This is a genomic window from Micromonospora sp. WMMD712 (assembly GCF_029581295.1).
Lineage (GTDB): Bacteria > Actinomycetota > Actinomycetes > Mycobacteriales > Micromonosporaceae > Micromonospora > Micromonospora carbonacea.
On sequence record NZ_CP120743.1, the window covers coordinates 6,927,229 to 6,952,639 of the forward strand.

Annotated in this window: 26 protein-coding genes and 1 CRISPR repeat array; of the genes, 6 read left to right on the top strand and 20 right to left on the bottom strand. The window is 68.4% G+C overall.

The window, feature by feature from the left end; genetic code table 11:
- Positions 1-36: 36 nt before the first annotated feature.
- The 6 genes from O7633_RS29985 to O7633_RS30010 form a co-directional block, all read right to left on the bottom strand.
- Entirely contained in the window at positions 37-1,257 is a 1,221-nt protein-coding gene (locus O7633_RS29985) for a site-specific integrase (protein ID WP_282324773.1), read from the bottom strand.
- Positions 1,257-1,454: an excisionase family DNA-binding protein gene (locus tag O7633_RS29990; protein WP_282324774.1), complete on the bottom strand. Its 198-nt coding sequence runs from the start codon at positions 1,452-1,454 to the stop codon at positions 1,257-1,259. Before O7633_RS29990 ends, O7633_RS29985 begins: the two co-directional genes overlap by 1 nt.
- Complete coding sequence (locus tag O7633_RS29995; protein WP_282324775.1) at positions 1,451-3,001, bottom strand: replication initiator; 1,551 nt, start codon at positions 2,999-3,001, stop codon at positions 1,451-1,453. The genes O7633_RS29990 and O7633_RS29995 overlap by 4 nt, the downstream gene beginning before the upstream one ends.
- A gap of 580 nt (positions 3,002-3,581) precedes the next feature.
- Positions 3,582-3,863 (bottom strand): hypothetical protein, encoded by a 282-nt coding sequence (locus tag O7633_RS30000; protein WP_282324777.1) that lies wholly within the window; start codon positions 3,861-3,863, stop codon positions 3,582-3,584.
- A 566-nt stretch (positions 3,864-4,429) separates the two neighbouring features.
- On the bottom strand, positions 4,430-4,930 hold the full coding sequence (locus O7633_RS30005) for a hypothetical protein (RefSeq protein ID WP_282324778.1): 501 nt from the start codon (positions 4,928-4,930) through the stop codon (positions 4,430-4,432).
- Between the two features lie 44 nt (positions 4,931-4,974).
- Positions 4,975-5,790, bottom strand: coding sequence for a hypothetical protein (locus O7633_RS30010; protein WP_282324779.1), 816 nt, complete (start codon positions 5,788-5,790; stop codon positions 4,975-4,977).
- A 426-nt stretch (positions 5,791-6,216) separates the two neighbouring features.
- On the opposite strand from O7633_RS30010, the gene O7633_RS30015 reads away from it, so the two are divergent.
- Both O7633_RS30015 and O7633_RS30020 read left to right on the top strand, forming a co-directional pair.
- Complete coding sequence (locus O7633_RS30015) at positions 6,217-6,504, top strand: hypothetical protein (RefSeq protein WP_282324780.1); 288 nt, start codon at positions 6,217-6,219, stop codon at positions 6,502-6,504.
- 247 nt (positions 6,505-6,751) lie between these two features.
- The gene (locus O7633_RS30020) at positions 6,752-7,318 is read left to right on the top strand and encodes an NUDIX hydrolase (protein ID WP_282324781.1); all 567 of its coding nucleotides are present in this window, start codon (positions 6,752-6,754) and stop codon (positions 7,316-7,318) included.
- A 3-nt stretch (positions 7,319-7,321) separates the two neighbouring features.
- On the opposite strand, the gene O7633_RS30025 is transcribed toward O7633_RS30020, so the two are convergent.
- Positions 7,322-8,740: a helix-turn-helix transcriptional regulator gene (locus O7633_RS30025; protein ID WP_282328684.1), complete on the bottom strand. Its 1,419-nt coding sequence runs from the start codon at positions 8,738-8,740 to the stop codon at positions 7,322-7,324.
- 150 nt (positions 8,741-8,890) lie between these two features.
- On the opposite strand from O7633_RS30025, the gene O7633_RS30030 reads away from it, so the two are divergent.
- Positions 8,891-9,229: a hypothetical protein gene (locus O7633_RS30030; RefSeq protein ID WP_282324782.1), complete on the top strand. Its 339-nt coding sequence runs from the start codon at positions 8,891-8,893 to the stop codon at positions 9,227-9,229.
- A 3-nt stretch (positions 9,230-9,232) separates the two neighbouring features.
- Entirely contained in the window at positions 9,233-9,505 is a 273-nt protein-coding gene (locus O7633_RS30035) for a hypothetical protein (RefSeq protein ID WP_282324783.1), read from the top strand.
- A 128-nt stretch (positions 9,506-9,633) separates the two neighbouring features.
- Here the strand turns inward: O7633_RS30035 and O7633_RS30040 are convergent, their stop codons facing one another.
- The 11 genes from O7633_RS30040 to O7633_RS30090 all read right to left on the bottom strand — a co-directional run bounded on the left by O7633_RS30040 (position 9,634) and on the right by O7633_RS30090 (position 17,700).
- Positions 9,634-10,725, bottom strand: a complete 1,092-nt coding sequence (locus tag O7633_RS30040) for a site-specific integrase (protein WP_074479188.1) — start codon at positions 10,723-10,725, stop codon at positions 9,634-9,636.
- Entirely contained in the window at positions 10,725-10,919 is a 195-nt protein-coding gene (locus O7633_RS30045) for a helix-turn-helix domain-containing protein (protein WP_074479189.1), read from the bottom strand. The genes O7633_RS30040 and O7633_RS30045 overlap by 1 nt, the downstream gene beginning before the upstream one ends.
- 85 nt (positions 10,920-11,004) lie before the next feature.
- Positions 11,005-12,741 carry a replication initiator gene (locus O7633_RS30050; protein WP_282324784.1) on the bottom strand — a complete coding sequence of 579 codons (1,737 nt, stop codon included), beginning with the start codon at positions 12,739-12,741 and terminating at the stop codon, positions 11,005-11,007.
- 78 nt (positions 12,742-12,819) lie between these two features.
- Positions 12,820-13,236 carry a hypothetical protein gene (locus tag O7633_RS30055; protein ID WP_282324785.1) on the bottom strand — a complete coding sequence of 139 codons (417 nt, stop codon included), beginning with the start codon at positions 13,234-13,236 and terminating at the stop codon, positions 12,820-12,822.
- Complete coding sequence (locus O7633_RS30060; RefSeq protein WP_282324786.1) at positions 13,233-13,883, bottom strand: hypothetical protein; 651 nt, start codon at positions 13,881-13,883, stop codon at positions 13,233-13,235. The genes O7633_RS30055 and O7633_RS30060 overlap by 4 nt, the downstream gene beginning before the upstream one ends.
- Complete coding sequence (locus O7633_RS30065) at positions 13,883-14,401, bottom strand: hypothetical protein (RefSeq protein ID WP_282324787.1); 519 nt, start codon at positions 14,399-14,401, stop codon at positions 13,883-13,885. The genes O7633_RS30060 and O7633_RS30065 overlap by 1 nt, the downstream gene beginning before the upstream one ends.
- Positions 14,398-14,655 (bottom strand): hypothetical protein, encoded by a 258-nt coding sequence (locus tag O7633_RS30070; RefSeq protein ID WP_282324788.1) that lies wholly within the window; start codon positions 14,653-14,655, stop codon positions 14,398-14,400. The genes O7633_RS30065 and O7633_RS30070 overlap by 4 nt, the downstream gene beginning before the upstream one ends.
- The gene (locus O7633_RS30075) at positions 14,652-14,840 is read right to left on the bottom strand and encodes a hypothetical protein (protein WP_282324789.1); all 189 of its coding nucleotides are present in this window, start codon (positions 14,838-14,840) and stop codon (positions 14,652-14,654) included. The genes O7633_RS30070 and O7633_RS30075 overlap by 4 nt, the downstream gene beginning before the upstream one ends.
- Positions 14,841-14,876: 36 nt before the next feature.
- Positions 14,877-15,185 (bottom strand): spread protein, encoded by a 309-nt coding sequence (locus tag O7633_RS30080; protein WP_282324790.1) that lies wholly within the window; start codon positions 15,183-15,185, stop codon positions 14,877-14,879.
- The gene (locus O7633_RS30085; protein WP_282324791.1) at positions 15,182-16,837 is read right to left on the bottom strand and encodes an FtsK/SpoIIIE domain-containing protein; all 1,656 of its coding nucleotides are present in this window, start codon (positions 16,835-16,837) and stop codon (positions 15,182-15,184) included. The genes O7633_RS30080 and O7633_RS30085 overlap by 4 nt, the downstream gene beginning before the upstream one ends.
- A 464-nt stretch (positions 16,838-17,301) precedes the next feature.
- Positions 17,302-17,700 (bottom strand): transcriptional regulator, encoded by a 399-nt coding sequence (locus tag O7633_RS30090; RefSeq protein ID WP_074479008.1) that lies wholly within the window; start codon positions 17,698-17,700, stop codon positions 17,302-17,304.
- 204 nt (positions 17,701-17,904) lie between these two features.
- Between O7633_RS30090 and O7633_RS30095 the strand changes: the two genes are divergently transcribed.
- Together O7633_RS30095 and O7633_RS30100 are read left to right on the top strand one after the other, a co-directional pair.
- Positions 17,905-18,690, top strand: a complete 786-nt coding sequence (locus O7633_RS30095) for a GntR family transcriptional regulator (RefSeq protein WP_282324792.1) — start codon at positions 17,905-17,907, stop codon at positions 18,688-18,690.
- Between the two features lie 9 nt (positions 18,691-18,699).
- Positions 18,700-19,347: a 2'-5' RNA ligase family protein gene (locus O7633_RS30100; RefSeq protein WP_074478998.1), complete on the top strand. Its 648-nt coding sequence runs from the start codon at positions 18,700-18,702 to the stop codon at positions 19,345-19,347.
- 1,029 nt (positions 19,348-20,376) lie between these two features.
- Positions 20,377-21,136: direct repeats of the CRISPR family, unit length 28 nt; unit sequence CTGTTCCCCGCGCATGCGGGGGTGATCC.
- A gap of 437 nt (positions 21,137-21,573) precedes the next feature.
- Here the strand turns inward: O7633_RS30100 and O7633_RS30105 are convergent.
- Together O7633_RS30105 and O7633_RS30110 are read right to left on the bottom strand one after the other, a co-directional pair.
- Entirely contained in the window at positions 21,574-22,548 is a 975-nt protein-coding gene (locus O7633_RS30105) for a hypothetical protein (RefSeq protein ID WP_282324793.1), read from the bottom strand.
- Positions 22,545-25,019, bottom strand: coding sequence for a pentapeptide repeat-containing protein (locus O7633_RS30110; protein WP_282324794.1), 2,475 nt, complete (start codon positions 25,017-25,019; stop codon positions 22,545-22,547). Before O7633_RS30110 ends, O7633_RS30105 begins: the two co-directional genes overlap by 4 nt.
- Positions 25,020-25,411 lie beyond the last annotated feature (392 nt).

The following is a 25,411-nucleotide window of genomic DNA, read 5'->3' on the forward strand; positions in this document are numbered from 1 at the left end:
TGCTGCCCGTACAGCAGCGAAGTACAGCAGTTCTCGTCAGTGCCCGAGTGACTCACCGAGGCGCTTGAGTGCCTCCCGGGTCGCCGTGGACGAGACCTGGGTGTAGATCTCCATCGTCACCGAGAACCGGGCGTGCCGAAGGATCTGCATGGCGACCCGTGGGTGCACGTCGAGGTCGGCCAGGAGGGTGGCACAGGTCCGGCGGGCGTCGTGAATGGTGATCGGCCGGACGCCCGCCCGGTCACACCGCGTCTGCCAGGAACGCTGGAAGTTGCGCGGCTCGATGGGCGTGCCGTAGCGGGTGGTGAAACCGAGGTCGTTCTCGTGCCACGCCTTCCCGGCGGTCGCCCGTGCCTCGTCGCGTTGTTCGCGTCGCAGCTTCAGTGCGGCCACGCAGATGTCGGGCAGGGGCAGCGTGGCGTCGGACGCCTGGGTCTTGGTGTCGCGGTGCAGGAGCTGTCCGCGTACCCGTTGCAGTTGCCGGCCGATGGTCAGCTCACCGGCGTCGAGGTCGACGTCCGACCAGGTCAGACCGAGGGCTTCGCCCTTGCGCAGGCCGGTGACGAGGACCAGGGCGTACGCGGCGTAGAGGGGGTCTTCGTCGGCGCGGGCCGATTCGAGGAACCGACGGGCCTCGTCGCTGGACCAGGACCTGCCCCGTCGGCGGCGGACCGTGGCCAGGGTGACCGGCACGGCCGGATTCCGGGTGATGAGGTCTTCGGCCTGGGCGTGGGTGAGGGCGGCCCGCAGCGCGGCCCGGATGTCGCTGACCGTCCGGGGCGACGGGGCGGCCTGGCAGCAGCGGCCCACCGCGCAGCACCGACGCTTCTCCGTCCGGCGGGCGGCGTCCTTGCCCTGGGCGCAGCACTGGCAGGTGCGGGCCACCTGGTTGAGCCAGGTCTGCACGTCCCGGGGCTGGAGCCGGTCGAGCCGCTTTCCCCCGAGGCCGGGGGCGATGTAGCGCCGGACGAACGTCTCGTAGGTGGCGTACGTCAATGGTGCCCGGTTCGGCTGGACGATCTCGGTCAGCCAGTAGGTGAGGAAGCCGCCGACCGTCGGGACGCTGGTCGCCACCGGTCCCTGCTTCGCCTGCTGGTGCAGCTTGATCCACTTATCGTGGACGGCCTCCCGGGTCTTGCCGTAGACATACTTGCGGGTGCGCTTCCCGTCGGGCTTGGTGACCCAGACGTACGCGGCGAAGCCGTTGCGGTAGGGGAAGATCGAGCCTTCCCCGTTGGCGCGGGTGCGTCCGGGCATCAGGCGGCCTCCTGCCGGTCGACCTGGTTGCGGATGTAGTCGTCGACCCATTCGGGGAGGATCCGGCGGTACTTGCCGTCCTTGATGGAGCGCAGCTCACCGGTGGCGATCTTCATCTTGACCTTGGAGATGCCGAAGCCGAGCAGGACGGCGACCTCGGCGGGGGAGTACCAGCGTGGGGTGAGGGGTCGGGTCATGCCGCCACCCCCGACCACGTCTCGTGGGCGAGTTCCTCGCGGCCGATGCGGTGGCGTTCGCGGCGTTGGGCGGCGGCGGTGTTGGCGAGCAGGGCGTCCCCGTCGGTCAGCCACCCGGAGCCGACGAAGGCCAGGGTGCCGACGGTGACCGTGCCGGCGGTGTCGGCGGTGTCGGTGTGCTCGGTGCGGCGGTAGGCGGCGCGGGTGTCGCGGAGCAGGCCGAAGGTGACCGAGTAGCGGCGGGCCTTGGTGAGGAAGTGGCCGCCGTAGCCGATCATGTGCGCCCAGCGGCGCAGCCCGGCGTAAACGTTGGGTGTGGGGTCAAGGTCGCCTTGACGGTCTTCTGTCTTCCTGGCTGTCCGGGTGGTGTGGTGGCAGGTGGGGCGGCCGAGTCGCCAGCAGGCGTCGATGAGGCGGGCGAGGTGGTCGCCTTCCGGGTCGGCGTAGGCGTCGACGGTGTCCGGGGTGAGTCGGGTGGAGCAGTGGCCGGTGACCTCGGTCGACTTGGTGGCGTACTTGGCGAGGTAGGCGGCCACCTTGGCGTCGGTCACGTCGCCGTCGCCGGTGCGGACGCGGCGTACGTCGATCTGCTCGCCCCAGGCGACCGGCCAGCCCTGCGGGCGGTCGGGGTGCGGTGGGGTGGTGACGGTGATCTGTCGGGTGGCGGCGTGGACGGCGGCGTCGAGGTCGTCGACGGTGACGCCGGCCGGTGGTGGCACCAGGGCGTGCCGGTCGTGCGGGTCGACGCCGTCGAGGCGCAGCAGGACGTGGAAGTGCACCGCGCCCCGGCGCTGCATCTCGGCGACCTTGCCGTGGGACACCCGCACCGGAGGCACCCTCCGGATCCGGCCGGAGTCAGTGACGACCTGGACGTGGGGGATGCCGCGTCGGCGGCACACTGCGGTGAGGTGCCGTTCGATGGCCTGTTTCGTGCGCCGCCACAGCTCGCCCGAGAAGTAGTTCCAGACGGCCTGGTGGTCGTGGTCGTAGCAGTCCAGGCAGAGCGGCCGGCCGAGCTGTGGATCGTCGGCGTCGTGGCGGGTGAAGCAGGCCGCGGGCCGCCCGTGTGGGCAGGTGCCGGCGGTGCTCCGGGCGCGGCAGGGTGCGGGGCGGCAGTCGCAGCGCCCCCGGTGGGCGCAGGTGTGTCGGGGGATGTGCCGGTGGTGCACCGGGCCGAAGGACGGCGCGGTGAAGGTGGCGAAGACGACCGGGTGCGCGCTGACGGTGGCGGGGATGGTCTTGCCGCCGGTCAGACCGCAGCGGACCACCTGGAAGGCGTCACCGGCGTAGACCCAGGCGCAGTCGGGGCACTGGGCGGCACGGCGGTTGCCGCACGCCTTGTAGAGCGTCTGATCGGGCAGCTCGTCGGTGTGCCGCTCGGCCAGGACCCGGCCGTTGCCGGGTTCGACGGCGGTGAGGGTGCCGGTCAGGCGGATCGGGCGGGTGCAGCCTCCGGCGGCGCGGGTGTGCTCCAGCCAGCCGAAGTAGTCCGGGGTGGCGGCGCGGTGCAGGGCCTGGGCGTCACGGCCGGCGGTGAGGGTGGACACGGTTTCTCCTCAAGGGGTGGCAGGGGACGGGCGACGAACTGCCACCGGACGCCGGAGCGGTGTCCGTCGGTGGTGTTCGTGGTGTCTCCTGGCACCGCCAAAGAGGGCGACTCACGCCGGAGGGCGGGGTTTGGCCATCGGCCCCGGACCGCCGTTGAGCTGGGTTCCTGGATCTTGGATGACGCTGGGACGGGTGGGGTGCCTGGTCGTCGGCTACCGGTGGTTGCCGCAGGCGATCCCCACCCGTCGAGGTACGCGAATCCGAGGGCCATCGTGGACGCGGGAAGGCCGTGCTGGGCCGCTCAGCGGATTCCGGACCGGCGCAGTGGCCGGTGCGATCGAGAGCCGGCGGGACGTGACCCGCGTCAGCGGCAGGAAGGCCGCTAGGCAACTCCGAAGTCGAGGTCAGCGATCCGGCGGGAAGGCCGCGCTGGCGTGCTCGACGAGGGCCAGAGTAGCACCGGGTACCGACACGTCAACCCGCCGTGAGTCAGTTGCTGAGGAGCTGATCTCGTAGTGAGCCGAGATGATGCTACGCGCATCGAGGACGATGCGTTGGACGGGCCAGTGCCATCAGACGTCAGGTGTATTCGGTGAGGACAAAGCTGCGGCCCTTGTGGGTAGGGTGCACGATGACATCGATCGTGCTTCTGTCTGCGAACCGCAGCTTGAAGGCAGGGTCGAGGTCGCAAAGCAGTGCGAAGCCGCTTCGATTCTCGTCGTCTTCGAGGACCGCGTTGCCGCTTGCCTCCCAGGTGCCATCGTCGGCGGCGGTCATTACGATGTCCACTTCGACGCTGCCAAGCAACGTTATGGGATTTGCCCACCAGTCCAGCCAACAGCGGCCCTCGAAACGGTCCACTCCGCCATCTTGCCAAGGTAGATCCGGCCGGCCAACGGCTGTGGGAGGACTTTCCTTACATCTATCAAGGCGGCCCTGAACGGGCCGCACGCGCCGCCGCCTGGGCGCGCGTCCGTCGCTCCGCTGACGCTCCGACTCCGGCCACGCAACACGCCCGGCGGCTGGCGCGGGGAGCGGGAAGCCCGGTGGGCCGCCGCAGCACGACAGCAGCGTTGACCGGGTGGTGGGCCGGCAGCCGGCTGGGCCGCGCGGCCACGAGCCCGCGCGGCGTAGGGAAGGGCACACCGGCCGCGTCGGCGAGCTGGCGGCGGTCGCGGGGTTGCGGTTACTGCGCCTCCGGCGGGGGCGCTCCGGCTCCAGGATGGCCGGGGGTCCGTCGGCGGCTTGCGGTCCGTGGGTGGTTGCGGTGGGAGCCATCCCGCCTGCCGTCGACCCGGGCGAGCCGAGCAGACCACCGCCCGACCCGCCAGCGTCCGTACGTGCGTCAAGGTCCGCTTGACATGGCGGGCCGGGCGGCGGCCCGCTCCCCGGAGGGCGGGTCGACGGCAGACGGGATGGAGAAGTTCCTACTTGTGCGCTGAGCCGTCAGGACCGAACCGTCGCCGCAGTATCTCCGTGAATGAATCTAGTGATTCGGAGAAACTATCAAACCTTGGTTGGTACTCGCCGTCGGGAGAACGGAGTTTCTCGTGTAATGCGTCCAAGCTGTCGTGTAACTGCATCGCCGCAAGGCCAACTTCGGGCGGTGATTCCACCTCCACTAGGATCGCCAGTCGTCGTACTTTATCAAAGCCTTCATTATAATTCTTAATAAGCTCGCCCATCTGCTCTCGATTCGGCGGCTGGCCGCCCAGAGAGTGTATGTAGCGCAGACTCCGAGCGTAAGACAATGTCCCGATTCCTGCGCTCAAGAGTTCGGAGCAATTTTCCTTCTCTTGCTGGAGGCTGCGGCTTCTCAACTCACGCTTCCACTGCTGCGTGGCCGACCTTCTTGCCGACCACTGCGTGACAATTACGCCGAGAAGCGTCGACCCGCCAGTTATCGCACCTGTCTTCCAGTCGGCCATTTCCTAGGTTTATCCATTCATGCCTAAAAGGGGTGAGGGTTTAGTTACCGATGTTCCAGTAGCCGCTTGAGGAAGCCGTCGATGAAGGCGACGACTTCAGACCTGCTTGTCGTGTCGCGGACATCGAGCCGATCGACGTAAGCAACACCGGCGGCACGGAACTGTCTGTCTCGGCTTACGTCGTTCGAACGTCGGCGCGTTCCAGCATGATGCGGACCGTCGATCTCTATCACGCCGGCCCTTCCCTTGTAAGTCACCAAGAAGTCCGGCTCCCATGTCTTGTCGTTGAGGCGGGCTCCGGGTAGTGGGAAGATTCCGATGGTCTCCTCTGGCGGCAATTCGCTTTGCTTCTCCTTTAGTACGCGATATGTCCCAAGCTCCCATCTATTGGTAAAATGGAGCCCGTCTTCTTCTGGGTGCGATTCACCCACCTTCACTCGGCGGGCTTGATTACTTACTCCGCCGGTCGCGAGGGCGGCGGATAGTGCGGCTCGCCAGTTAGGGCCGACATCCGGTTTTAGGTCACGGACCCTAAGCTGACTAGGAGTCTGTCGGTCGGTTCCGTCAACGAGGCTCTGAAGAACCCTTAGAACCTCATCGAGGTCTTCCGCCGTGAAGCTGGCGACCACGTGTGGTTCGGCCTCAAGGATTGCCCCTGTTTCTGCATCGGCCCAAGGATCATCCGATGGCAGAAATTCCCAGTTAAGAGCGCCGCATTCACCTACCAATGCGGCGAGTCTCTGCGAACCCCGTTGGTAGAGCAGTACCGCCAACTGCGCTAGCTCGTACTCGTCCGAGGCGTAAAAGCCCTGGTGATCACCATTATCATCCTCAGTCCTACCGAACACGCCGTCAGTCATAGACAGCCACCTCCTCAGGGGGAGAGTATCGAGGGTGTACGACGTCCCTGTGCTTCTAGTGCCGGTGCGGGCTCCGCCAGCCGCCCGGCTACGCACCGGTGTGCTCCACCAACCCAAGGTGAGAGCTGCTCATCCGAGCGTGACAGTGGCCCTGAGCTACGCAAGAATTTCGGGGTGGCTGTGACTGAAGTAGCTCTCTGGGTACCTCTCGCGTCCGGTGCTCTCGGCATCGCAGGGGCCCTGGCCGGCGCTGGGCTCACTCAACGAGCTACCAGGAAGCGGGAGGACCGTCGCTGGGAACGCGAGCGCGAGCTGGACCAGGTCCGGCATGAACGCGAGCGCCTTGCTCGGCAGCGGGAACGTCGGGCCGCCCTTTACGTGGACCTGGCCGAGTACACGCAGAGCGAACAGTCCACTCTGGAGGCAGTGACTGACGAGTACGGCGATACTCCAGCCGAGGTGCCAGACCTACAGCATCCGGATCGCCTCACAGCGCGGGTAAGGCTGTACGCCGCGCCTGAAGTGGGCGAAAGTTGGGCCGCTCTAGTTCAAGCCATGAAACGGGTGCGCTGGGAGTGGTTCGAAGGGGACGTGAACCAAAGCGCACATCGCAGGTGGCTTGATCCGGACAACGGTGCAGTAGTGGAGCTGGACAAGGCCATCCAGGAGATGAACTCGGCGCTGAGGGCCGCCGTCGACCAGGACGCCCTCTGAGGTTGGGATTGGCTGGGGCTTGGCGGGGGTCGACAGCAACGGTGACAGCAGCGGGCGAGGACGAGGGCAGCCACAGGCAGCCAGGCGCAGACAATCGCCCGAGGTCGCGGATGCGGACGGACCCCGCCGGACGGAGCGCCCAGAACTTACAAGCGAGGGGTCGGGCGACTTGGCATAACCGGGGTGGTGCGGCCAGCGGCTGCCGCCTGTCGCGCACGGTGAGGGGTTCGACGCGGATACTGGCGGGGTGGTGGAGGAGCAGGCGACGGAGTTGACCCGGTGGACCATCCACGGCGAACGGGTCGTGGACGACACCAGGCGAGCGCGGTTGAGCATCGCCGAGGTGGAGTTGCCGGACGGGGTGCGCTTCGAGCAGTACGTGATCAGGGCTCCCCGGTCGGCCATGGTCGCCGTGCTCGACGAGCAACAGCGCCTGTTGTTGATGCGGCGACATCGGTTCGTGTTCGACCGGTGGGTGTGGGAGTTGCCCGGTGGCTACGTCGACGACCAGGAGCAGCCGGCGCAGTGCGCGGTGCGGGAGGTCGAGGAGGAGACCGGCTGGCGGCCCCAGGCGGTGGAGTTATTGCTGTCCTTCCAACCGTGGGTCGGCACTGCCGACGCCGAGAACCTGCTCTTCCTGGCCCGGCATGCCGAGCACATCGGCGCTCCCGTGGACGTGAACGAGGCGGAGCAGGTCGCCTGGATTCCGCTCGACGAGGCGTACGGGCTGGTGTCCCGGGGTGGGATCGTCGGTGCCGGCACGGTGATTGCGGTGCTGGAGCTGGTCGCGCGTAAGGCTCGGGGAGAGCTGTAGGGGTCAGCGTCGCCGGCCGAGGGTGGCGTCGATACGGCCGGTGAAGTGCCGGACGGCGGGCAACTGCCGGTGCGGGGTGAGCTGGGCTTGCAGGTCGCGGAGGTAGCGGACGGCTCTGGCCGAGCGGAGCTGGTTGGTCAGGGTCAGGGCTTCCGCGCCGATGGCGCAGGCCCGGTCGGGTTCGCCCTGCTGGGCGTGGACGTTGGCGAGCAGCGCGAGGTTGAAGGCTTTGCCGCGTACGTATCGGTTGTCCATGCGTAGGGAGCGGGCGGCGAAGCGTTCGGCGTGGGTGTTGCGGCCGAGGGCGTGGAAGCAGTGGCCGAACTTGGCCGACAGGTATGCCTCGTCGAAGTAGCTGAGCCATTGCGGGTCGCTGCTGCGGTCGGCTCGGTCGAGGGCCTGTTCTGCCTGGTGCAGGGCGGCGGCGCAGGCCCGTTCGTCGTTGGCTTTGGCCAGGGCGTGGGCTTCCATGACGTGGGCTTCGGCGGTCAGGACGGGGACCCCGGCGCGGCGGGCGGTCTGGCCGGCGGCGCGGGCGAGGTCGAGGCCGGTGGCGGTGTGGCCGAGGTAGGTGGCCTGGTGGCTCATCGCGGCGAGGATCTCCGCGCCGAGGCCGTCGTCTCCGGCGGCGTGGGCGAAGTCCAGGGCGAGGGTCAGGTACCGCTGGGCGATGCCGTGCTCGGCGGTGTCGTACGCCTGCCAGCCGGCGAGTTGGGCCAGTTCGGCGGCGGCGCTGAGCAGCCGTTGCCCGGTGGGGTGGTCGTACCGGCCGTTGGTGAGTAGTGGGGTCACCTCCTGGTGGAGGTAGCGGGCCACGGTGTCGCGGGCGTGCCCGCCGCCGTACTGGTTGTCGAGCTGGCGGTAGGTCGCGGTCATCGCGCGGATGGTGTCAATCTCGGGTTGACCGACCGTGTTGCGGCCGGGCTGGGTGACCGGGGCCGGGTCGGGGGCGGTGAACCAGCGCAGCGCCGGCAGGGTGTAGCCGGCGGAGCTGAAGGCCACCTGCCGGAGTACGTCTCGACGGTTCACGTCACCTCGCCAAAGCTCTGCGGCACTGCGTACGTCGTCGCGCCAGGTCCGCTGCAACGGCGGCTCGCCGGGAACGCGCCGTTCAGGGTCGGCCGGCGGCGCGGCCTGCCGGGGTGCCAGGCCCATCGTGGTACGCGCCTGGTCGGGCATCCGGCAGCCGTCGGCGATCCGTTCGAGGACGTCGATCGAGGTGACCTTGCGTCCGGCCATGATCCGGCTGACGTAGCCCTGTTCCAGCCCGACGGCGGCCCCGACCCGGCTCTGACTCGCCCCGGTGAGACTCGTGATCCAGCGGAACAGCCCGCCGATGTCGCGGGCGGCCAGCACGGTCAGCACCTCGCCGTGCGACCACGCTTCCTCCGGAATCCGAAGGGGATCGAGCGGATCGAGCAGCACGGCAGCTCCCAGCGTCGCGTTCCGACTACTCAAGGTGTTCAGGTCGACAGCCTAGGGCGACCGTTCGCGCTGGTCGAGCCGTCCCATGTCACCGTGACATGACCGCTGGCCATGGATCCGGCCGCCGCCGAACGGGATGGTCGGCGCATGTCCTTCGATGTCGAAAACCCGCCCGTGGAACCACCCGCCGACTGCCAGCACCGCCTGTTGTGGCGACTGGCCCGCGCCCTCTGGGAGGCCCACCGACCCGACAGCTTCGGCTTCTGTGTGGTCGCCGGCTGCTGGCACGAGAACCAACGCGACCCCTGCCGCCTGGCCCAACTCGCCCAGCAGGGAATGCGAACCGCCTGCGGTCAGGCCACCCCCGCCTCACCGCCCTGGATCGCCGTCACCCGCGAGCGCCTGACGGCCGGGGACATCGACCCCGTCGACGCCGTCGCCGAAGCCCTCTGGCACCGCCGCCACAACCCCAGGCCGAGGCGGTGACCGGTGGGAGCCCTCTACACCTCGGCGTCCTTCCGCGAGTACGCCAGGGCACAGGTGGCCCACGCGGACATCCTGCTGACCAAGCACGCCGAATCGGCCCTGAACCTGTGCCGGTGCGGCCGACCCCACCCCTGCGACGACCGCCGGCACTGGCTACAGCGACGCGCCCACTTCGGCCGGTTCCTCGTCGACGAGAAGTACAGCAGCGAAGTACAGCAACCCCACCCACCGAGCCCGACCCAGAGCCACCCCAGCAGGCCGGATGACCTCGGATGACACCCGGTCCGACCGGCTTGCCGAGAGTTCACACCGAAGAGGTCACTGGTTCGATCCCAGTATCGCCCACACTGAATACGGCAAGCTCAAGGCCCCTCAATTGAGGGGCCTTGACTCGTATCTGTCGATCAGTGCTGGTCGGGAGGCAGCGGGAAGGCAGCGAACGATGCCAGCACCCGCCGGTCACGTTCGCTCGTTGAGTGGGTGTACCGGTTGAGGGTGGTGGATGTCTGTTCGTGGCCCATCACCTTGGCGACATCGTTGATGGGGACGCCGTCGGAGACGAGCCACGTCGCGTAGGAGTGGCGTAGGTCGTGGAATCGCAACCCGATCGGGAGGCCGGCCCGGTGCAGCGACGGTTTCCAGACCCGGGCGCGGAACGTGCCGCGTCGTAGCGCTTCGCCGGTGCGGGTGACGAAGATCAGGCCGTCGTCGCCGGGTTCGACTGTGTGGCGGTGGTCGGTGAGCGCCTGGACGACGAACGGCGGGAGCGGCACGGTCCGGCGGCCGGCTCGTGACTTCGGATACGGCTTGAGCGTGACGTGTCCGGAGACTTCTTCGGCGACGCGGACGACGCGCACGACGGCGGCGTCCAGGTCGACGGCGTCCCAGCGGAGCCCGGCGCACTCGCCCCAGCGCAGTCCGGTGCCGGCGGCGAGGGCGACCAGGGCACGGTATCGGTTGGGCACGGCGGGCAGCAGCTTGCCGAACAGTTCCGGGCGGGTGATGACCAGCTCATCGGTGTCCATCCGTCGACGCGGGGGCAGGCGGACGCCCTCGCACGGGTTGAAGCCGATGAGCCGGTCGCGTACGGCCGTGCGCAGGACGCCGGAGGTGAGGCGGTAGCACTCCCGGATGGTGGCCGGGGAGAGGCGTTCCCCGAGGGACGTGATCCAGCCTTGCACGGCCGAGTGTTCGATCTTCGCCAATGGGACCGTGCCCCAGCGCGGGACGACGTGGTTACGCATGATCGAGGCGTCACGGGCGGCGGTGGCTTTCTCGTCGTTGCGGTTGGCAAGCCACGTGGCCGCGTAGTCGCCGAAGTGGAGCCGGCCGGCGTCGGGGGCGACGTACGTTCCCCGGTTCAGGGCGGATTCAACTTCGGCCAGGAAGGCGTTGGCTTCCTTCTTCGTGCGGAAAGTCTTCGACTTCTGATCGCCGGCCGGGTCGCGCCAGCAGGCCCGGTGACGACCGGCGGGAGTCTTACGAACGAAGCCCATCAGGCGCAGCCTTCCGTGTCGGTGGCGTTCAGCCAGGCGTGGAAACGGTTCTTCGGGATCACCCATCGGCCGCCGAGCTTGCGCGCGGGGATCTCGCCCTCGCGGACCAGGGCGTAGGTGCTGCCGAGGGACAGCGACAGCAGCCCGGCCACCTCGGCGACGGTGTAGACGGCACGGCTGTCCGCAGCCCGCACGAGACGACCCGACGGGGCAGCGTCACCGGTCACGGAGCGCGGACGGGGAACGAGGGACAAGACGGGTTCCACGGTGTTCCTCCGGTCAGGACGTAGGGACAGGCAGCGATGCCGTCGCAGGGCCGGCAGCCTCAGCAGCTCTGGACCTCGCGGCGTTGAGGGCGGCTTTCCATTGGGCGCGTTGGGACAGCGCTTTGAGGAGTCGGTGTTGTAGGGGTGGGATGTCGGGGTCGTCGGGTCGGGCGAGTTCCCAGGCGAAGGCGGGTGGGTCGTTGGGGCCGGTGGTGGGGACGTCGTCGGCTCCGGTGGTGACGCCGAGGAGGTTGCGGACCCAGGCGCGTGCGTCGGCGCGGTGGTCGGCGAGGGTTTTGCCGGACCAGTCGCGGGAGACGAGGATGCGTCGGCCGCCGATGCCGAGGGTGGCCCGTTGGTGGACCTTGCCCTTGCACCGTCCGGCCTGGAGGCGGCTGTGGGCCTTCTTGGGTTGGATGCCGTAGAGCAGCCAGTTGGCGCAGCGTTCGTTGCAGGGGGTGATGCGGAGTTGCTGCCAGAGCCGGTCGAGGTGGTCCCGCTGCCGGTCGGTGTTGGTGGTGTGGCAGTCGGCGGCGGACTTGGTGATGTACTTCGTGATGTAGCCGATGGTGCGTTGTGCGTGGACGGTGCCGGGGGTGACGCCTTCGGCGCGGACCTGGACGCCGAACCGGGCAACGTGGGCCGGCGTGGCGTCGGGGTCGGCGTCGACCAGGTCCAGGGCGTCAGCCCACGTCGTGAGCGGCTCGCGGGTGTCGGGGTCTACCCAGGCGTTGACGTCGTTGTCCCACACCGGCGGCCGGTCCAGCGGATACACGAGCTGGTCGGCGGGTGGCCACCACACCTGGTGGTAGGTGGCGGCGGCAACTTGCTTGAGCACCGCGCGGGGGATGGTGCCGCGGATGGCGAAGTGGGCGTGTGGGGCGAGTCGGCGTTGGGGTTCGACGCAGCCGGCGTATTGGACGTTCCAGCCGACGCAGCGGCGTAGGTTCTGCCAGAACCGGTCGAGGAGCCGGGCGAAGTGCACCGCGTCCCAGGCGGCGCGCCGGTAGTCGTAGGTGTCCGGGTCGACGGGGGTGCCGTCGGGCAGGACGCGGCCGTAGGAGTCGAGGGTGAGGGTCAGCCACATTGACGGCCGGTGTTCGGTGCCGTCGGGCGCGGTGTAGACCTTGCCGACGGTGCGGGGTTCGACCTTCTTACGCGGCAGGTCGGGTGCGTCCTGGCGGCGGCGGGTCGACCGCTTCCGGCGCGGCCCCGCATCCTCATCCTCATCGTGGGAGGGGGCGACCCGGCCGCGGAGACCCTCAGCGGCGATGGCTTCCTCTACCTCGGCGATGGCTTGGTCGATGCCGGGGATCTGGTCGTGTTGGGCGGCGCGGTGGGCTTCGTCGCGGGCGAACTCCAGATGACCGCGCAGCAGGATCAACTCTCGCTGCGCGTCGGTGGCCGGTTGGGGTGCGGGGGCGGGTTCGTCGGTGCGGTGCCAGCCTTCCCGGATCTGGGTGCGCCGTAGCCGCTGGGCGCGTTTCGCGCATGGTGGGCACTTGTCGTCGCGGGTCGATCCGCAGGGCAGGTCCACGACTTCGGTCTGTCCGGTGTGCAGGTCGGTGCGGCGCAGGGTGACCGGGTGCAGGCACACGCCGTACTCGGCGGCCATCTCCTTGAGCACCTGCCGGGACATGGGCAGGGCGAGACGGGCGGCACGCGAGCCGGGCGCGGGCGGCACGGTAGCCGGGGCGGGTGTTGGCGGCGGGGTGTCGGGGGTGAGGCCGGGCAGGGTCGGGGCGGTCAACGGGTCACCTCCGGTAGGAGCGGGGTTGGCTGGCCCACCCGTGGCCGGGGTCGGTCAGGGGTGGGCCAGCCGGGCGGGTTAGTGGTGGCAGCCGGGGCAGTGCAGGCCGGGGCAGCATCGGCCCGAGCTGCGGCGCAGCAGGACGGCGATGACGGTCAGGACCAGGGCGCCGCCGGCGATCAGCGGCAGGACGGCGATGACCGCGCGGACGAGCTGGACGGCCAGGTAGCCGGTGACGGCGACGACGCCCACGGCCGGGACGGCGATGGCCAGGCCACGGCGGGACCGGTGGGCCCGGATGGGGCGGGGGTTGAGGAACCGGATGGTGACGGTGACCCGGTGTCCGTCGGGGAGTTGCTGGGGGCGGGTCATGGACAGCAGGCGGCCGGAGTCGCGGACGAGGGCGACGGTTGCGGCGACCTCGGCGGGGGTGCCGACGACCCGGCGAACGAGCGCACCGGAGGCCGGGGGCCGGGTGCGGGCGAGGTGGGTCATTGGATCACCCCGGCGGCGTAGACGTGGCCGTTGGTGCGAGCCGGCGGCATGGGCGAGGACACGTAGGCGGATGGAACCGACGGAACGGGAGCGGGGGCGGGGACGTGGATCGGTTCCGGGGCCGGGGCCGGCGGCGCGACGGGGGCCGGGGTCGGTTCGATGGGGTCCGGGGCGGTGTCGGTGTCGTCCAGGTCGATGGGGTCAGCCGGCTTGGCCGGCGCGGGCACCGCGGCCGGGGTGGGGGTGGGGGTGGTGTGGCCGGTGAGGACGAGTTTGGACAGGGCGAGGAACGCCAGCGCGGGTACGGAGGACAGCAGCCGGGACGAGAAGCTGTCGTTGGCCACGGCGATCTGCGCGGCGAGGGACAGCACGACGGAGGCGATCAGGATGGCCAGGGGGTAGAGCACGGAGGCGTCCGGGTCGCGGCGTCGGCGTCGGCGGATGACGAGCAGTGCGGCGGCGGGGGTGAGTTCGGAGATGACGGCGTTGGCCCAGCCGAACCAGTCCCCGGTACCGGCGGGGGCGTGGGCCATGGTCCAGTCGTGGACGTGGGTGAACGACGCGGCCCCGGCGAACCCACCGACGGCCAGGAGGATCAGCACGAGCAACGCCGACTCCAACCGGTCAGCGATCGTGGCGGGGCGCATCACGACACCTGCCCGACGCTGCGCAGGGCGGGGTTCAGATCCCGGGTCAGGTAGTACGCGGCGAAGTCAGCATCGGTGCCCGGCACGGGGTCGACGCCGCAACGGCCTTCGTCCGTGATGGCCCGGTCGGCGCAGGGCAGGCACCAGGGGGCACCGTCGTGCCAGTGGGTGGCCGGGCGCGGGCAGGAGGCGGAGAGGCAGCGCACCGGCCCGGAGTGCGACCGCACCACCGACGATCCCCGGTCGACGGTCGACCGGACGGGAACGGGGGCCGGGGTGGTCTGGACGGTGGCGGGCGGGGTGGGGTGGAGCCAGGCGCGCAGGTTGCGGATGTAGACCGCGCCGTAGACGAAGCAGGAGGCGAGGAAGCCCCACTGCTCGGTCACCAGGGAGTAGGCCAGCCACAGGAACTGTCCGGCGAGTCCGATCGCCCAGCCGGTCCAGGAGCGTTTCCCGGCGAGGTAGAGGCCGGTGACGCCGACGGCCATGAGGAGCCAGGACCAGAGTTGGTGGTTCACTGCGGGGCCTCCCAGGTGATGAAGTCGTGGAACCGGCAGACGGGGCATGGGGTCACCCAGATCCGGTGCCGGGGCGGGGTCTGCTCGAAGGTGAGTTCGTCGCGGATGGCGGCGGGGTTCCAGACGTTGACCTCACCGCGCTGCCCGCACAGGGAGCAGTCCTCGGGATTGGTGACCAGGTGCAGCACCCCGGCGGGGCCGGCGATCATCACGGCGAGGTCGCGGCCGAACGGGCCGACCATGGGGCGGGTCACGCGGCCCATCCCCAGGTTTCGGCGTCCTCGGCGGCGATCTCCGCGTGACGACGCAGCGCGGTTCCGATCAGCGCGTCCAGGACGGGGTCGGGGGCGCAGTAGGGGCAGGACTGGTCGGGGTCGGTGTGGTGCAGGTCGAGACAGATCCGGCGGATCGGACGCATGGTGAGCCGACGGGCAGCCATGGAGACTCCTCGTTTCGGGCGGAACGGGAAGGAAGGTCAGCGGGTGGTGGGGCGGATGTGCACGCGGATCCACTCCGGCGGCTCACCGGTGGAGGCGACCGCTTCGGACAGGCACCGCCACAACGCCCACGCCTCAGCCGGCGTCAGATACATCCGGCGGCGGCCGGCACCGACGGCGACGTACAGGTCAGCGTCGGGGGTGACCCGGACCGTGACCGGCACGGACGCCTTGTCCACGTGCGGAGCGCGCAGCCGGTAGAACCGACGATCCTGGGCGGGCTCATCGGGCAGGTCCACGTACGGCATCCGCACCGGGACGTCCTCGGGCAGCTCGTGGGCGGTCATCGGGGGTCACCTCCGTTGCGGGTGCCGTTGAGGTCCAGGGCGTTGAGCAGCGACGGTGGCAACAGCGGCGCGTCCTGCTTCGGTGGCGACGGCCGGTAGGTGCGCCCACCGGGGCTGTTGCCGTTGCGGGCGGCCGGGACTGGCCGGGCCGGGGCCGGGGTGGGTTCCGGGTGGGGTTGGGTCTCGGGTGGGGCGGGGAACGTCGCGGCCATCTCCCGGATCACGTCGTCGGGGATGAACGAGAACCGGACCCGGGCCGGTTCGGGCTGGCCGTCGAGCAGGACATACGCCACGCCCGGGGCCGACAGGGGGATCTGGTCGGCCAGGGCACCCCGGTCCCGCGCACCCTCACCGAGGAGCAGATCCACGTGGCTGCGTTCGGTCAGGCCGAGCGCGATGCGGGTGGGGAAGAAGTCCCGCACCGACACGACTTCCTTACGCGGGTCCTGCGTGGCGGCGACGACCAGCACCCCGAGCCCCGCGCCCTGCGTCAGCAGCAGCCCCAACGCCTGCGTGATCCGGGTGCGAAGGTCGCTGTCGGGCAGGAACGCCAGCAGTGCGGCGATCTCATCGATGACCACGACGATCAACGGTTCGTCGGTGGTCGGGGTGTGGACGCGGACCTTGCCGCGGAGTACCTGCTGACGGGCCCGCATTCGTGCGACGGCGTCATCGAGCATGTCCGCCATGCGGGTCCAGTCGTCATCGACGTAGCGGGAGAACAACGCCCGACCGATAGCCAGTTCCATGCCGCCCTTCGGGTCGATCGCCCACACCCGCACCAGCCCGGAGCGGATGCCGGAAGCCAACGCCCGTAGCAGGGACCAGATGACCGAGCCTTTGCCCATCCGGGTCGCGCCGCCGATCAGGACGTGGGTGGCCAGCAGCCGCAGCGCGTACACGGCCAGGTCCTCCCGCATCCCGACCGGCAGGGCGGTGAAGTCCGGGCGTGACGGCACCGGCCACGGCTTCACGATCTGCCGCAACGGGTCCCGGCGGATGAACACCAACCGCAGCCGCCGCGGCCGATCCCGAAACCGGATGCCGTCGACCATGCGCAGCAGCCACGCGAGGCGACCCGAGCGAGGCGGAGCCACCGGCCGGCCGGAGCGGACCCGACAGTGCCGGGAACCGAACGAGTGCGCCAGGTCCCGCGCCGCCTTGTGGTAGACCTCCGGGTTCTGACCCCGAGGCATCCGCACCAGCAGTTCATCGGTGGCGTGGGTGCACCGCACCGACAGCAGGACCGGCAGCTTCTCCCCACCGTCGTACTTCTTCACCAGCCCACACAGCGACATCACCTCATGCCACTGCCGCCGATACACCCACCAGCGACGCCACAGCCCGATCAGCCGCAGCACGACCAGCCGATGAAACGACTCCCGGCCACGCCACCACCACACACCCGAGCCACCCGCGACGGCCACGGCGACCAGGAGGTGAGGCCACCAGCCATACGAGCGGTAGACGTCGACGGCGACCAGGACCACGGCCACGACGAGCACGATCCGCCAGTTCCGCACCGCCACCACGACGAAGCGCACCAACGCGACAGCAAGGCGGACCAGCAGGAACAGGCCGGTGACCGTCCAGACCAGCGGCCACGGGGCAGCGACCTGAAACCTGCGGAAGTTGACCAGCGGCGCGCGCATCAGGCCACCGCCTTACCGGTCGAGCGCTGCGCGGTCCACACCTCGGCGCAGACCTTGTGCACCGGCTTGCCAGCGGGACTCCGACAGATCGCCGGCTTCCCGCAGATCACACACGGGGCCGACTCGCCGGCACCCGCACCACGCGTCCAGTCCAGGACGATTGGCATGATGAACCTGCCCTTCCAGGCCGTAACAAGTTGGTGAGGGCAGCGCGGGGCGGTCGAGCTTTCCTAGGGCCGAGACCGCCCCGCGCGCACCAAGAGGTCAGTGAGACTCCAACTGCTGACCACGACGACGAGCCCGAGCCGCGAGCTCCGCGCACTCCGCGGCCAGGTCCGGCTGTTCCGCCGCGATCTGCTCGAACGCCTCAGCCTTACGCCGGAAGTAGTCCGGGTCAGAACCCGCACCCGGCTCCCGGGCCGACCGCAGCACCTCGCCGATGCGACGAACCGACTCGGAACCCATCAGGCGGCCTTCCCGCGCGACTCCGCGAGGGTCTTCGGAGCCACCAGCGCCGTCGCCCGGTACGAGTACGCCAACCGGCCGTTGCTACCCACGTACGGCGTCACCGTCAGACCCTCGAACTCCACCGGCTGGAACGGACCCACCGGCGGCACCGGCTGCACCGGCGACAGGATCTTCACCGCCACCTCACGCGACCGGGCCCCCAACTCCGGGTCCATGTCCATCACCCGGCACTGCCACACCCGCAGCCCCGTGATCTTGTCCTTCGCCGGGGTCCGCACCCGCGTCTTCTCGTCGAAGTCCTGCGCCTCAGCGATCGAGTCCGGCACGAACACACACCCGTGCGGGAACACCGCCTCGAACGACAGCCCGATCCGCGCACCACCCTTGAGAGCCACGCTCTCCACCTCCATACCGATTGGTGCCTCGCCTACTCCTGTAGACCTGTAGAGGACTGTAGCTGCCTCATTAGGTGTCCACAAGTCCTCTATAGGACTGGGTTTGGCTGGTGGCGCAACAAGCGGCCATGCGCTGACCGGCTAGCGCACGTACAGTGAAGTAGAGAGGTTGTCCTAGAGAGGACTACCGGAGTGAGGGCGGCGATGACCGACGAGTTGGGCGCAAGGGCACCCAAGTACCTCCAGATCGCAGCAGAGCTGCGGCGAAGCATCCGCGACGGCGACCTGAAGGCGGGAGAGCGTCTGCCAGCAGAGACCGCGTTGGCCGAGCGCTTCCGAGTAAGTCCGATCACCCTGCGTAACGCAATGGGGGTTCTTCGCGCCGAGGGACTGATCGAGTCCCGTCATGGCGTGGGGACCTTCGTCCGGGAGAGCCGGCGGCTGCAACGCCGCTCCCGGCATCGCTATGGCCGGGCGCGCAGCGACCAGCGACTGTTAACGGCCCACCTGCGACACGACATCGTGTTCGCGGGGAAGGCCCCGGTGCGCGGCGAGATCGCTGCCGCGATGGGGGTGCCGGCAGGTTCCGAGGTGGTGGTACGTCGGCGGCACCTCTATGACCAGGAGACCGGCAGGCCGGAAGAGATCGGCGCGAGCTACATCCCGACCGACATTGCCGGCGGAACCTACCTGGAGACTCCCCAGGTTGTACCCAAGGCTCTCTTCCTCTGCATCGAAGAAATCAGCGGCAAGCGCTACGCGACGGCCCGTGATCACTGGTTCTCCCGCCTTCCCACGGCGGAAGAGGCTGCCGCGCTGGAGTTGCCCACAGGCGCACCCGTCATGCAGGTCATCCACGTTGCGAGGGCCGACGACGGAAGTGTCCTGGAGGTCTCCGAGTCCGTCTGGCCCGCGGATCGCATTGTCGTCATCGACGAGTACCCGGTAGAGCCGGAGCCGGCCCAACCTGACACCCCGTCCGAAGTCTGAGGAGGCTAGATGTCGCTCGTTGACCTCGCCCCAGGTCAGCACGCCGCCCACGTTCGCAACCACTGGTGGTGGCGTCCAGGCTGGCACGTCGGCAGGCGCTTCTACGCCTTCCACATCACCTTTGAGGGCCAACACCAGCTCTACCGAGCCGCGAAGGCGTACCGAACGAGCCTGGCGGAGATGCCGAGTCTCACCCTGATCCCGGACCGGTGGTTGCACCTGACCATGCAGGGCATCGGCTTCGGCGACGAGGTCGCCCAGGAGCTCGCCGAGAAGATCGCTGGCGAGGCTCGCTCGCTACTGGCCGACGTTCCGGCATTCGAAGTGGAATTCGGCCCAATCGTTGTTGCGGATGAGGCGATCGTGATGCCAGCCGAACCCGCCGAGCCAGTCCACGAGCTGCGCCACCTCACCCGGCAGGCAATCGGCCGGGTGCTCGGCGAAGACCGGATCGGCGAAGACCCGGACCGGTTCCGGCCTCATGTGAGCGTCGCCTACGTCACGGCCGAGGGGTCCGCGGAGCCGTATGTCGAGGCCGTGGGGCGCGTGAACGTTGAGCCCGCCCACGTGGCGATCAAGCACGTCGACCTGATCGAGATGCACCGGGACCAGCAAATGTACGAGTGGAGAACGGTCGCCACCCTGCCTCTGAGGTAGGTGAGCGGGGACAGGCAGAGGGCGGCTTCCCACGGGGGAGGCCGCCCTAAGTGTGTGGCGTGGAGGGTGCGAAGAAGGAGAACGCAGACGTGCAACGAGAGCAAGGTTCTGGGCCGTCATGAGCGAGCAGTAGGGAAGCAGGCAGCAGGGTTGCGATGGCGGGCGACTTCGCGCGGACGACAGACGCGGACACGAGTCACGGGTAGCCGTCGCTGCGGGGTGGAGATGCGCGTCGGTGGTTGGTGTCGTGTTGGCCTTGGTCGGCTCGGAGCTGCCTGTGATCTGTTGCCGAATTGGCCTGTACTAGATCAAGGCGCTCCGCGCGGCGCGGGCCGGGGCGCGGCAACCGGCTCCTACGGAGCCGCCGCCCCGGCCGCCTACGGCGCCGGGGCGGAAAGTCAGCCGGCCCGCAAACCACGCCCCGCCCCGCGCGTCACCCCTGGTTCCGTGAGGAACCGGTGACGAGTCCCGGACTGACCGGGACCACGCGACAGCACACCCGTCGAGCTCTTCCATCCTCGGAACACCTCACCGCGGACCGGTCGACGGTCGGCCTGGACGAGTTGCCGAACGGAACACGCCGGCCGCTCCGGAGCCGGTGTGGGGGAGGAGTGAAGGTGGGTGAAGGGGGCGGCGGGTGGGTGCGGGGCTGGGGTTAGGGCTGCCTCCGGCGGGGGCCCAACGACTCCGGGATGGAGTTGCCGAACGGTTGCGGCCGTGGGTGGTTGAGGTAGGGATGCCATCCCGTCCACCGCCGACCCAGGCAGAGCCGAGCAGACCAGGGCCAGGGCGACAAGGTCGTTCGTCCGGTAGGGCGCTCCACCTTGTCGCCCTGGCCCTGGCCCGCTCCACCGTGGTGTGGGTCGGCGGCGGACGGGATGGCAGAAGCGGGGGCGGGGCACGCGCCAAGCGCGGCGAGTCAGCGGTACCTTGTCACCAGCAACCAGGGCGGCACGGGCGGGGAGGATCTTGGTCGGGCAAGTGAATGAAATCGGCGCTGTTGATCTCTAGCGGCCCAGGTCAAGAAGTCTGTTCCCCGCGCATGCGGGGGTGATCCGCCGATCGAGCGCCAGCGCGAGTACAAGGTCGACTGTTCCCCGCGCATGCGGGGGTGATCCCAGTCGGTAGTCCTCGACGGCGACGGTCGGCGACTGTTCCCCGCGCATGCGGGGGTGATCCGGTGTCCTCCAGGCCGGACGTGGGCACGTCCGCCTGTTCCCCGCGCATGCGGGGGTGATCCCGACAGCCGGGGCATGTCCTTCGGCACCACGATCTGTTCCCCGCGCATGCGGGGGTGATCCCTGGTCGACGTTGTTCGAGTCAGCGAAGCTGCCCTGTTCCCCGCGCATGCGGGGGTGATCCCGGGGCGCAGTACGGCCGAACGGTCATGGGTAGCTGTTCCCCGCGCATGCGGGGGTGATCCTGCGGTTCATGGTGTGCATCGCGGTCTCCCTGGCTGTTCCCCGCGCATGCGGGGGTGATCCCCGGTACGGCTTCCAGCGCACCGTGGATGCGGTCTGTTCCCCGCGCATGCGGGGGTGATCCGTCCCTGGCCCGGTTCGCGTGGCGGCTCACCGTCTGTTCCCCGCGCATGCGGGGGTGATCCTCCGATCGCCGGGTTCAGCGTCCACCCGTCCCGCTGTTCCCCGCGCATGCGGGGGTGATCCCCGGCGGTCCGCTCGAATGTCGATGGTCCGGTGCTGTTCCCCGCGCATGCGGGGGTGATCCTGAGACGACGACAGCTCCCGCCGCGAGCGCCGCCTGTTCCCCGCGCATGCGGGGGTGATCCGGGCAGCATAGAGGCAGCGAAACGGTTGCCAGCCGTTGACGGTGTCCGAGGCTGGCCGTGCACCATGGCCACCTGAGCAGCACCAGAAGGCAACGGCTTGCAGCCGATGGTGCGCCATGTCGGCGTTCACACCGAAGAGGTCACTGGTTCGATCCCAGTATCGCCCACATTGAATACGGCAAGCTCAAGGCCCCTCGATCGAGGGGCCTTGACTCGTATCTGTCGATCAATGTTGGTCGGTGGGCGGCGAACGACGCCAGCGCTTGCCGGTTGCGTTCGCTGGTCGGCTGCCCCGCGTGCGGTTCAGCGTGGCGGACGTCCGATCATGAGTGCGTCGTCAAGGAGAGCGGCCTCCCATGGCCCGGCACGACGGGTAGGGGACCCCACTCAATAACCTCGGTCGTCGTCTCGGCACTGACTGCAACGCCATCACCCAGTTACGAGATGTTCTTTAGGCAGGCACCGAACGTGAGCTCTTCGCCCGGGTGGTAGGCGTTGTCGGGATTGAGGATCGGTTCGTGAAGGGCCACCAGGTCCCGGGTCTTGGATGGCCGGGAGGTAGCGGCTAGCCCAGCCCTAATCGCTTTCTCCAGGCGTTCGCAGGCGAGCAGCCGATGTTGCCCGGTGTGTTGGCGCCACCACCACTGGCCGTTCAGGTACCGCATCAGCTCGGTGGCCAACTGCATGTCGTCCAAGGGCTCGACGATACCGGGAGTCACGGTCGCGCGAACATCGACGGACAGATTCGATGCGCTGATCATGTGGGCGATCATCGCGGTGGTATCGAATGCGGGCAGGGTACGTCCAGTGGCGCGGACCGCTTCGAAAGCGAGCGGGGCGTTCAATAGGGGAGAGACCACGACCGACGCGACCCCGACGTAGGCCAGGGCGGCGCTTTCGCCGAATCCAGGAAGCTCGACGCCATGCAGGACGGCGACGTCATACAAGTCGGTCCGGACACCCTCCGAATCGTGCATGACCCGCAGTTGGTCATCGTCGAGCAGCAACACGTGCACGTCGAGCTCGGTGGCTGCGGTGCGCTCGTCGGCGAACAGGTCGGCGTAAAGGTAGCCCTGACTGGACAAGCCGCCAGCCACCACGTCGAAACCGCGGATCCGTGCTGGCAATACCGGGATCACCGTGCCGCGACCGGGTGTGGTATACCGATAGTGATCCATCTTTAGGCTTAGGGTGGCCGGGTTGCGGTTGCCGCCGTATGTGAGAACGGGGTAGCGGGCGGCGATGAGTGGAAGCGAACGGGTGCGGAGCAGATCGTCGAGTGAGGTTCCCCCAGTCAGGGCGAAGTTCCGGTCCAGGTCATGAACCTCGTCGTCCACGAGGACGAACGGGCCGTCCGGGTGGGCGCCGGGGTAGGTGAACGGATGGCTGCGTGCTGCCTCCCAGTAGCTCATGAAGCGGACTGTGCCTCCTCCAGCGCCTGAAGGCAATATCGATTGCCCGGATCTTCGGCGAGACCCTCCTGCGCCACCTCTGCGGCCTTGTCCGGGTGACCGACCAGGATGAGGCGGCCCGCGAATTCGGCGCGCAGCTTGGCGCGGACCGCGGGAGCCGAACCATCGGCCACGGCCTGCTGGTGCGCGGCCCAGGCCTCGTCGTCACGACCTCCGAGCTCCAATAGCACGCAGGCCAGCTCGTTCCAGCCCTGGGGGTACCGGCCGCCCTCGGTCGCCACGATCTTCAGGGCCCGTCGGTAGCTATTCTCGGCGGCGGCCGGATTTCCGAGCAACCTGTCCACGTTGCCTAGGTTGGCCCAGCCAAAATGCAGATCAGGATGTGCCTTCAAGGACTCCAGGAAACGAATGCGCGCCATCTGGTACGACTGGGTGTCCGAGCCACGCTCTTTGAGGCCAGCCACGGTCATGTGCTGGTAGCCTAAGTTGTTGTATAGCACGGCCGGGACTGGGGAATTTACAGAACGTAGCGTCTCGATTGCATCCTCATAGATCGGGATGGATGACCGTACGTCGTCCTCCTTCTCGGTGACGTGCTGGGCGAACGCCTCGGCATATCGGGCCAGGGCGTAGCCCTCCATCGCGTTGCGGTACGCCCGTGGTGACAGGTTCTGCTGCTTCAGGCGTTCTCTGGTTCTGGCCACAGCGTTTGCGGCGGCGCTGCGGCTTGCCGCGAGTACCGCCTGGGTCTCCATGCCGAACCGGTGGTAGAGTTGGCAATTGGCTAGCGCGGTGCCTGTCAGGCATAGCCCGACCAGCCCGTCCATGCCGGGAGCGAGACGTGCCGAGGAGGTATAGGCAACCGCAAAATATTCCAAAGACGCCTTTGTTGGACCACCGTCGTACTCGTTGTAGCCGAGTGCGCCCAGAGCATAGTTGACGATCGGGCTGAGTGGGTCGACTTGGCGCGCGGCGAGCAGGAAGCGCCGGCACCGGGTGGTCGCCGGACGGCCCTCGTCGATCCAGATCCGGTTGGCTGCGGTTACGCACGCACGGACAATCCAGGGTGCGCCGTCACGCGGGTCGACGATATTGAGAATTCGGGCCGTCACCTCGTCGATCGCGGTTAGCTCCGATTCTGCGTCTGGGACCCTGCTGGCAGGGCCCCTTTTAATAGGGGTCGGCGGGAGGATGCAGGATCGCCCACGGAACCTCACAGAGGCTAGTATTGCTTCTTCCGCGATGCTGACCCGGATGGTCGCAGTCGGCCGAATCCCCAGCGATATTCCTCTGGTCCGGACCCGCAGCGCCTGCGGTGGCCGCACAGTAAGCGGCAACGACATTCGTACACCTTCGACCTGCCGGGATATGCTCTGCTGGCGGGCCATCTCGGCCGCGATATCCCGGGCGAGTCCGGCGGCATCAGGCGTGGCCGGGACTACGCGCACCCGGCGTATCCCCGCCCACCCTTGATCGACCGGCTGCGGGAGTGAGCCTTCCAGAATGTCCTCTGGCCAACGGGTGTGCTCGTCGAAGCGGGCGCTGCCCCGTCCTTGCACCCCGTCCAGGCGGGCACCGGTCAGGTCGGCGCCGCGCAGGTCGCAGCCGACGAGGATCGCTCCACTGAGGTCCACAGACCGCAACATCGCGCCGTTGGCCTTGCAGCCGGTCAAATCGGCCCGGACCAGCGAAGCGCCGGTGAGTTCAGCGTCGGACAGATCGGCCAGGGTCAGGACTGCCTCGGAGAGGTTTGCACCGAGCAGCTGCGCGCCGGCCAGATTCGCGCGGGCTAGGTGGCCGTAGCCGAGGTCGGCGAAGTGCAGGACGGCACCGGTCATATCCGCCCCGGCGAGTCGTACCGAGATAGCCCGGACGTGACCGAGTTGGGCACCGCCGAGCTGCGCCTCGTCCAGATTGGTACGTAGCAGCGACGCCCGGGTCAGGTCCGCCCCACTTAGGCGGGCACCGCTCAGGTCGGCGTCGTCGAGAACTGCGGCCGAGAGCACGCTCGAGGTAAGGTCGGTGCCAGTCAAATCTGCCTGGTTCAACCGACAACGGGACATCTGAACCTCATGTACTCGCGCCGCTTTCATGGTGGCCCGGCTCAAGTTGGCATTGGTCAGGTCAGCGGAGTCGAGCACGATTCGGTCGAGGACCGCGCGTGTCAGGTCGGTACCTACGAGTTGGGCCGATTCGAGATTCTTGCCGCGTAGGTAGACCCCGGCGAGTAGGCGGCCCGACAGGTCGATGCCGGGTAGATTGCTGCTAGAGGTGAGTAAAAGTCGAAGGTCAACCTCCTTCTCTTGGGACTGGTTGCGCTGGGCCATCGTGTACTGTACGAAAGCGAAGACTAGGCCGGTAATCGCACCGCCGATCAGGCTCGCGCCGATGTCGGGAAGAATAGTGTTGCTCGGGTTTACCACCCCAAGGGTCGTACCGAAAATGAGCGGGACCAGTGCGAGCAGGAACACGGCAATCCATGGTGCCGGCCGCACGCCGGTGAGAAGCGATAAACGGGTGCTTTCCGATCTGTCTTGCGGGAACTTGCGCCTCCGCCTCATTCGACTATTGAAGCGAAGCGATCAGCCGGTCGGTCGGTCGTATTCCCGACACGGTAAATTCACTTTTTGCGCAAATTAGGACTATATGGGTTCGAGCTCTTGCCTTCACCCTCTGAATGCGTCAACGGACCCTCTTGGCGTTGGCGATCAAATTGGCCGAAACTGGGGCCTCCTGCCACGGAAGCCCACTGCGGTTACTTCCGGCCAGTAGCGGTCTGATCAGTTAAGTAGGTGGGTCCGACAAGGCCGTCAAATGATGTTGGGGCAACGCCTGATCCGCGCGTAGCTACTTAAGGGTGTGT

What these genes read in the sequence shown, in the direction of transcription:
- O7633_RS29985 (WP_282324773.1), bottom strand. Translation starts at nt 1,257, where the DNA reads ATGCCCGGACGCACCCGCGCCAACGGGGAAGGCTCGATCTTCCCCTAC.
- O7633_RS29990 (WP_282324774.1), bottom strand. Translation starts at nt 1,454, where the DNA reads ATGACCCGACCCCTCACCCCACGCTGGTACTCCCCCGCCGAGGTCGCC.
- O7633_RS30005 (WP_282324778.1), bottom strand. Translation starts at nt 4,930, where the DNA reads ATGGCCGACTGGAAGACAGGTGCGATAACTGGCGGGTCGACGCTTCTC.
- O7633_RS30010 (WP_282324779.1), bottom strand. Translation starts at nt 5,790, where the DNA reads ATGACTGACGGCGTGTTCGGTAGGACTGAGGATGATAATGGTGATCAC.
- O7633_RS30030 (WP_282324782.1), top strand. Translation starts at nt 8,891, where the DNA reads ATGTCCTTCGATGTCGAAAACCCGCCCGTGGAACCACCCGCCGACTGC.
- O7633_RS30040 (WP_074479188.1), bottom strand. Translation starts at nt 10,725, where the DNA reads ATGGGCTTCGTTCGTAAGACTCCCGCCGGTCGTCACCGGGCCTGCTGG.
- O7633_RS30055 (WP_282324785.1), bottom strand. Translation starts at nt 13,236, where the DNA reads ATGACCCACCTCGCCCGCACCCGGCCCCCGGCCTCCGGTGCGCTCGTT.
- O7633_RS30060 (WP_282324786.1), bottom strand. Translation starts at nt 13,883, where the DNA reads ATGCGCCCCGCCACGATCGCTGACCGGTTGGAGTCGGCGTTGCTCGTG.
- O7633_RS30075 (WP_282324789.1), bottom strand. Translation starts at nt 14,840, where the DNA reads ATGGCTGCCCGTCGGCTCACCATGCGTCCGATCCGCCGGATCTGTCTC.
- O7633_RS30080 (WP_282324790.1), bottom strand. Translation starts at nt 15,185, where the DNA reads ATGACCGCCCACGAGCTGCCCGAGGACGTCCCGGTGCGGATGCCGTAC.
- O7633_RS30085 (WP_282324791.1), bottom strand. Translation starts at nt 16,837, where the DNA reads ATGCGCGCGCCGCTGGTCAACTTCCGCAGGTTTCAGGTCGCTGCCCCG.
- O7633_RS30095 (WP_282324792.1), top strand. Translation starts at nt 17,905, where the DNA reads ATGACCGACGAGTTGGGCGCAAGGGCACCCAAGTACCTCCAGATCGCA.
- O7633_RS30100 (WP_074478998.1), top strand. Translation starts at nt 18,700, where the DNA reads ATGTCGCTCGTTGACCTCGCCCCAGGTCAGCACGCCGCCCACGTTCGC.
- O7633_RS30105 (WP_282324793.1), bottom strand. Translation starts at nt 22,548, where the DNA reads ATGAGCTACTGGGAGGCAGCACGCAGCCATCCGTTCACCTACCCCGGC.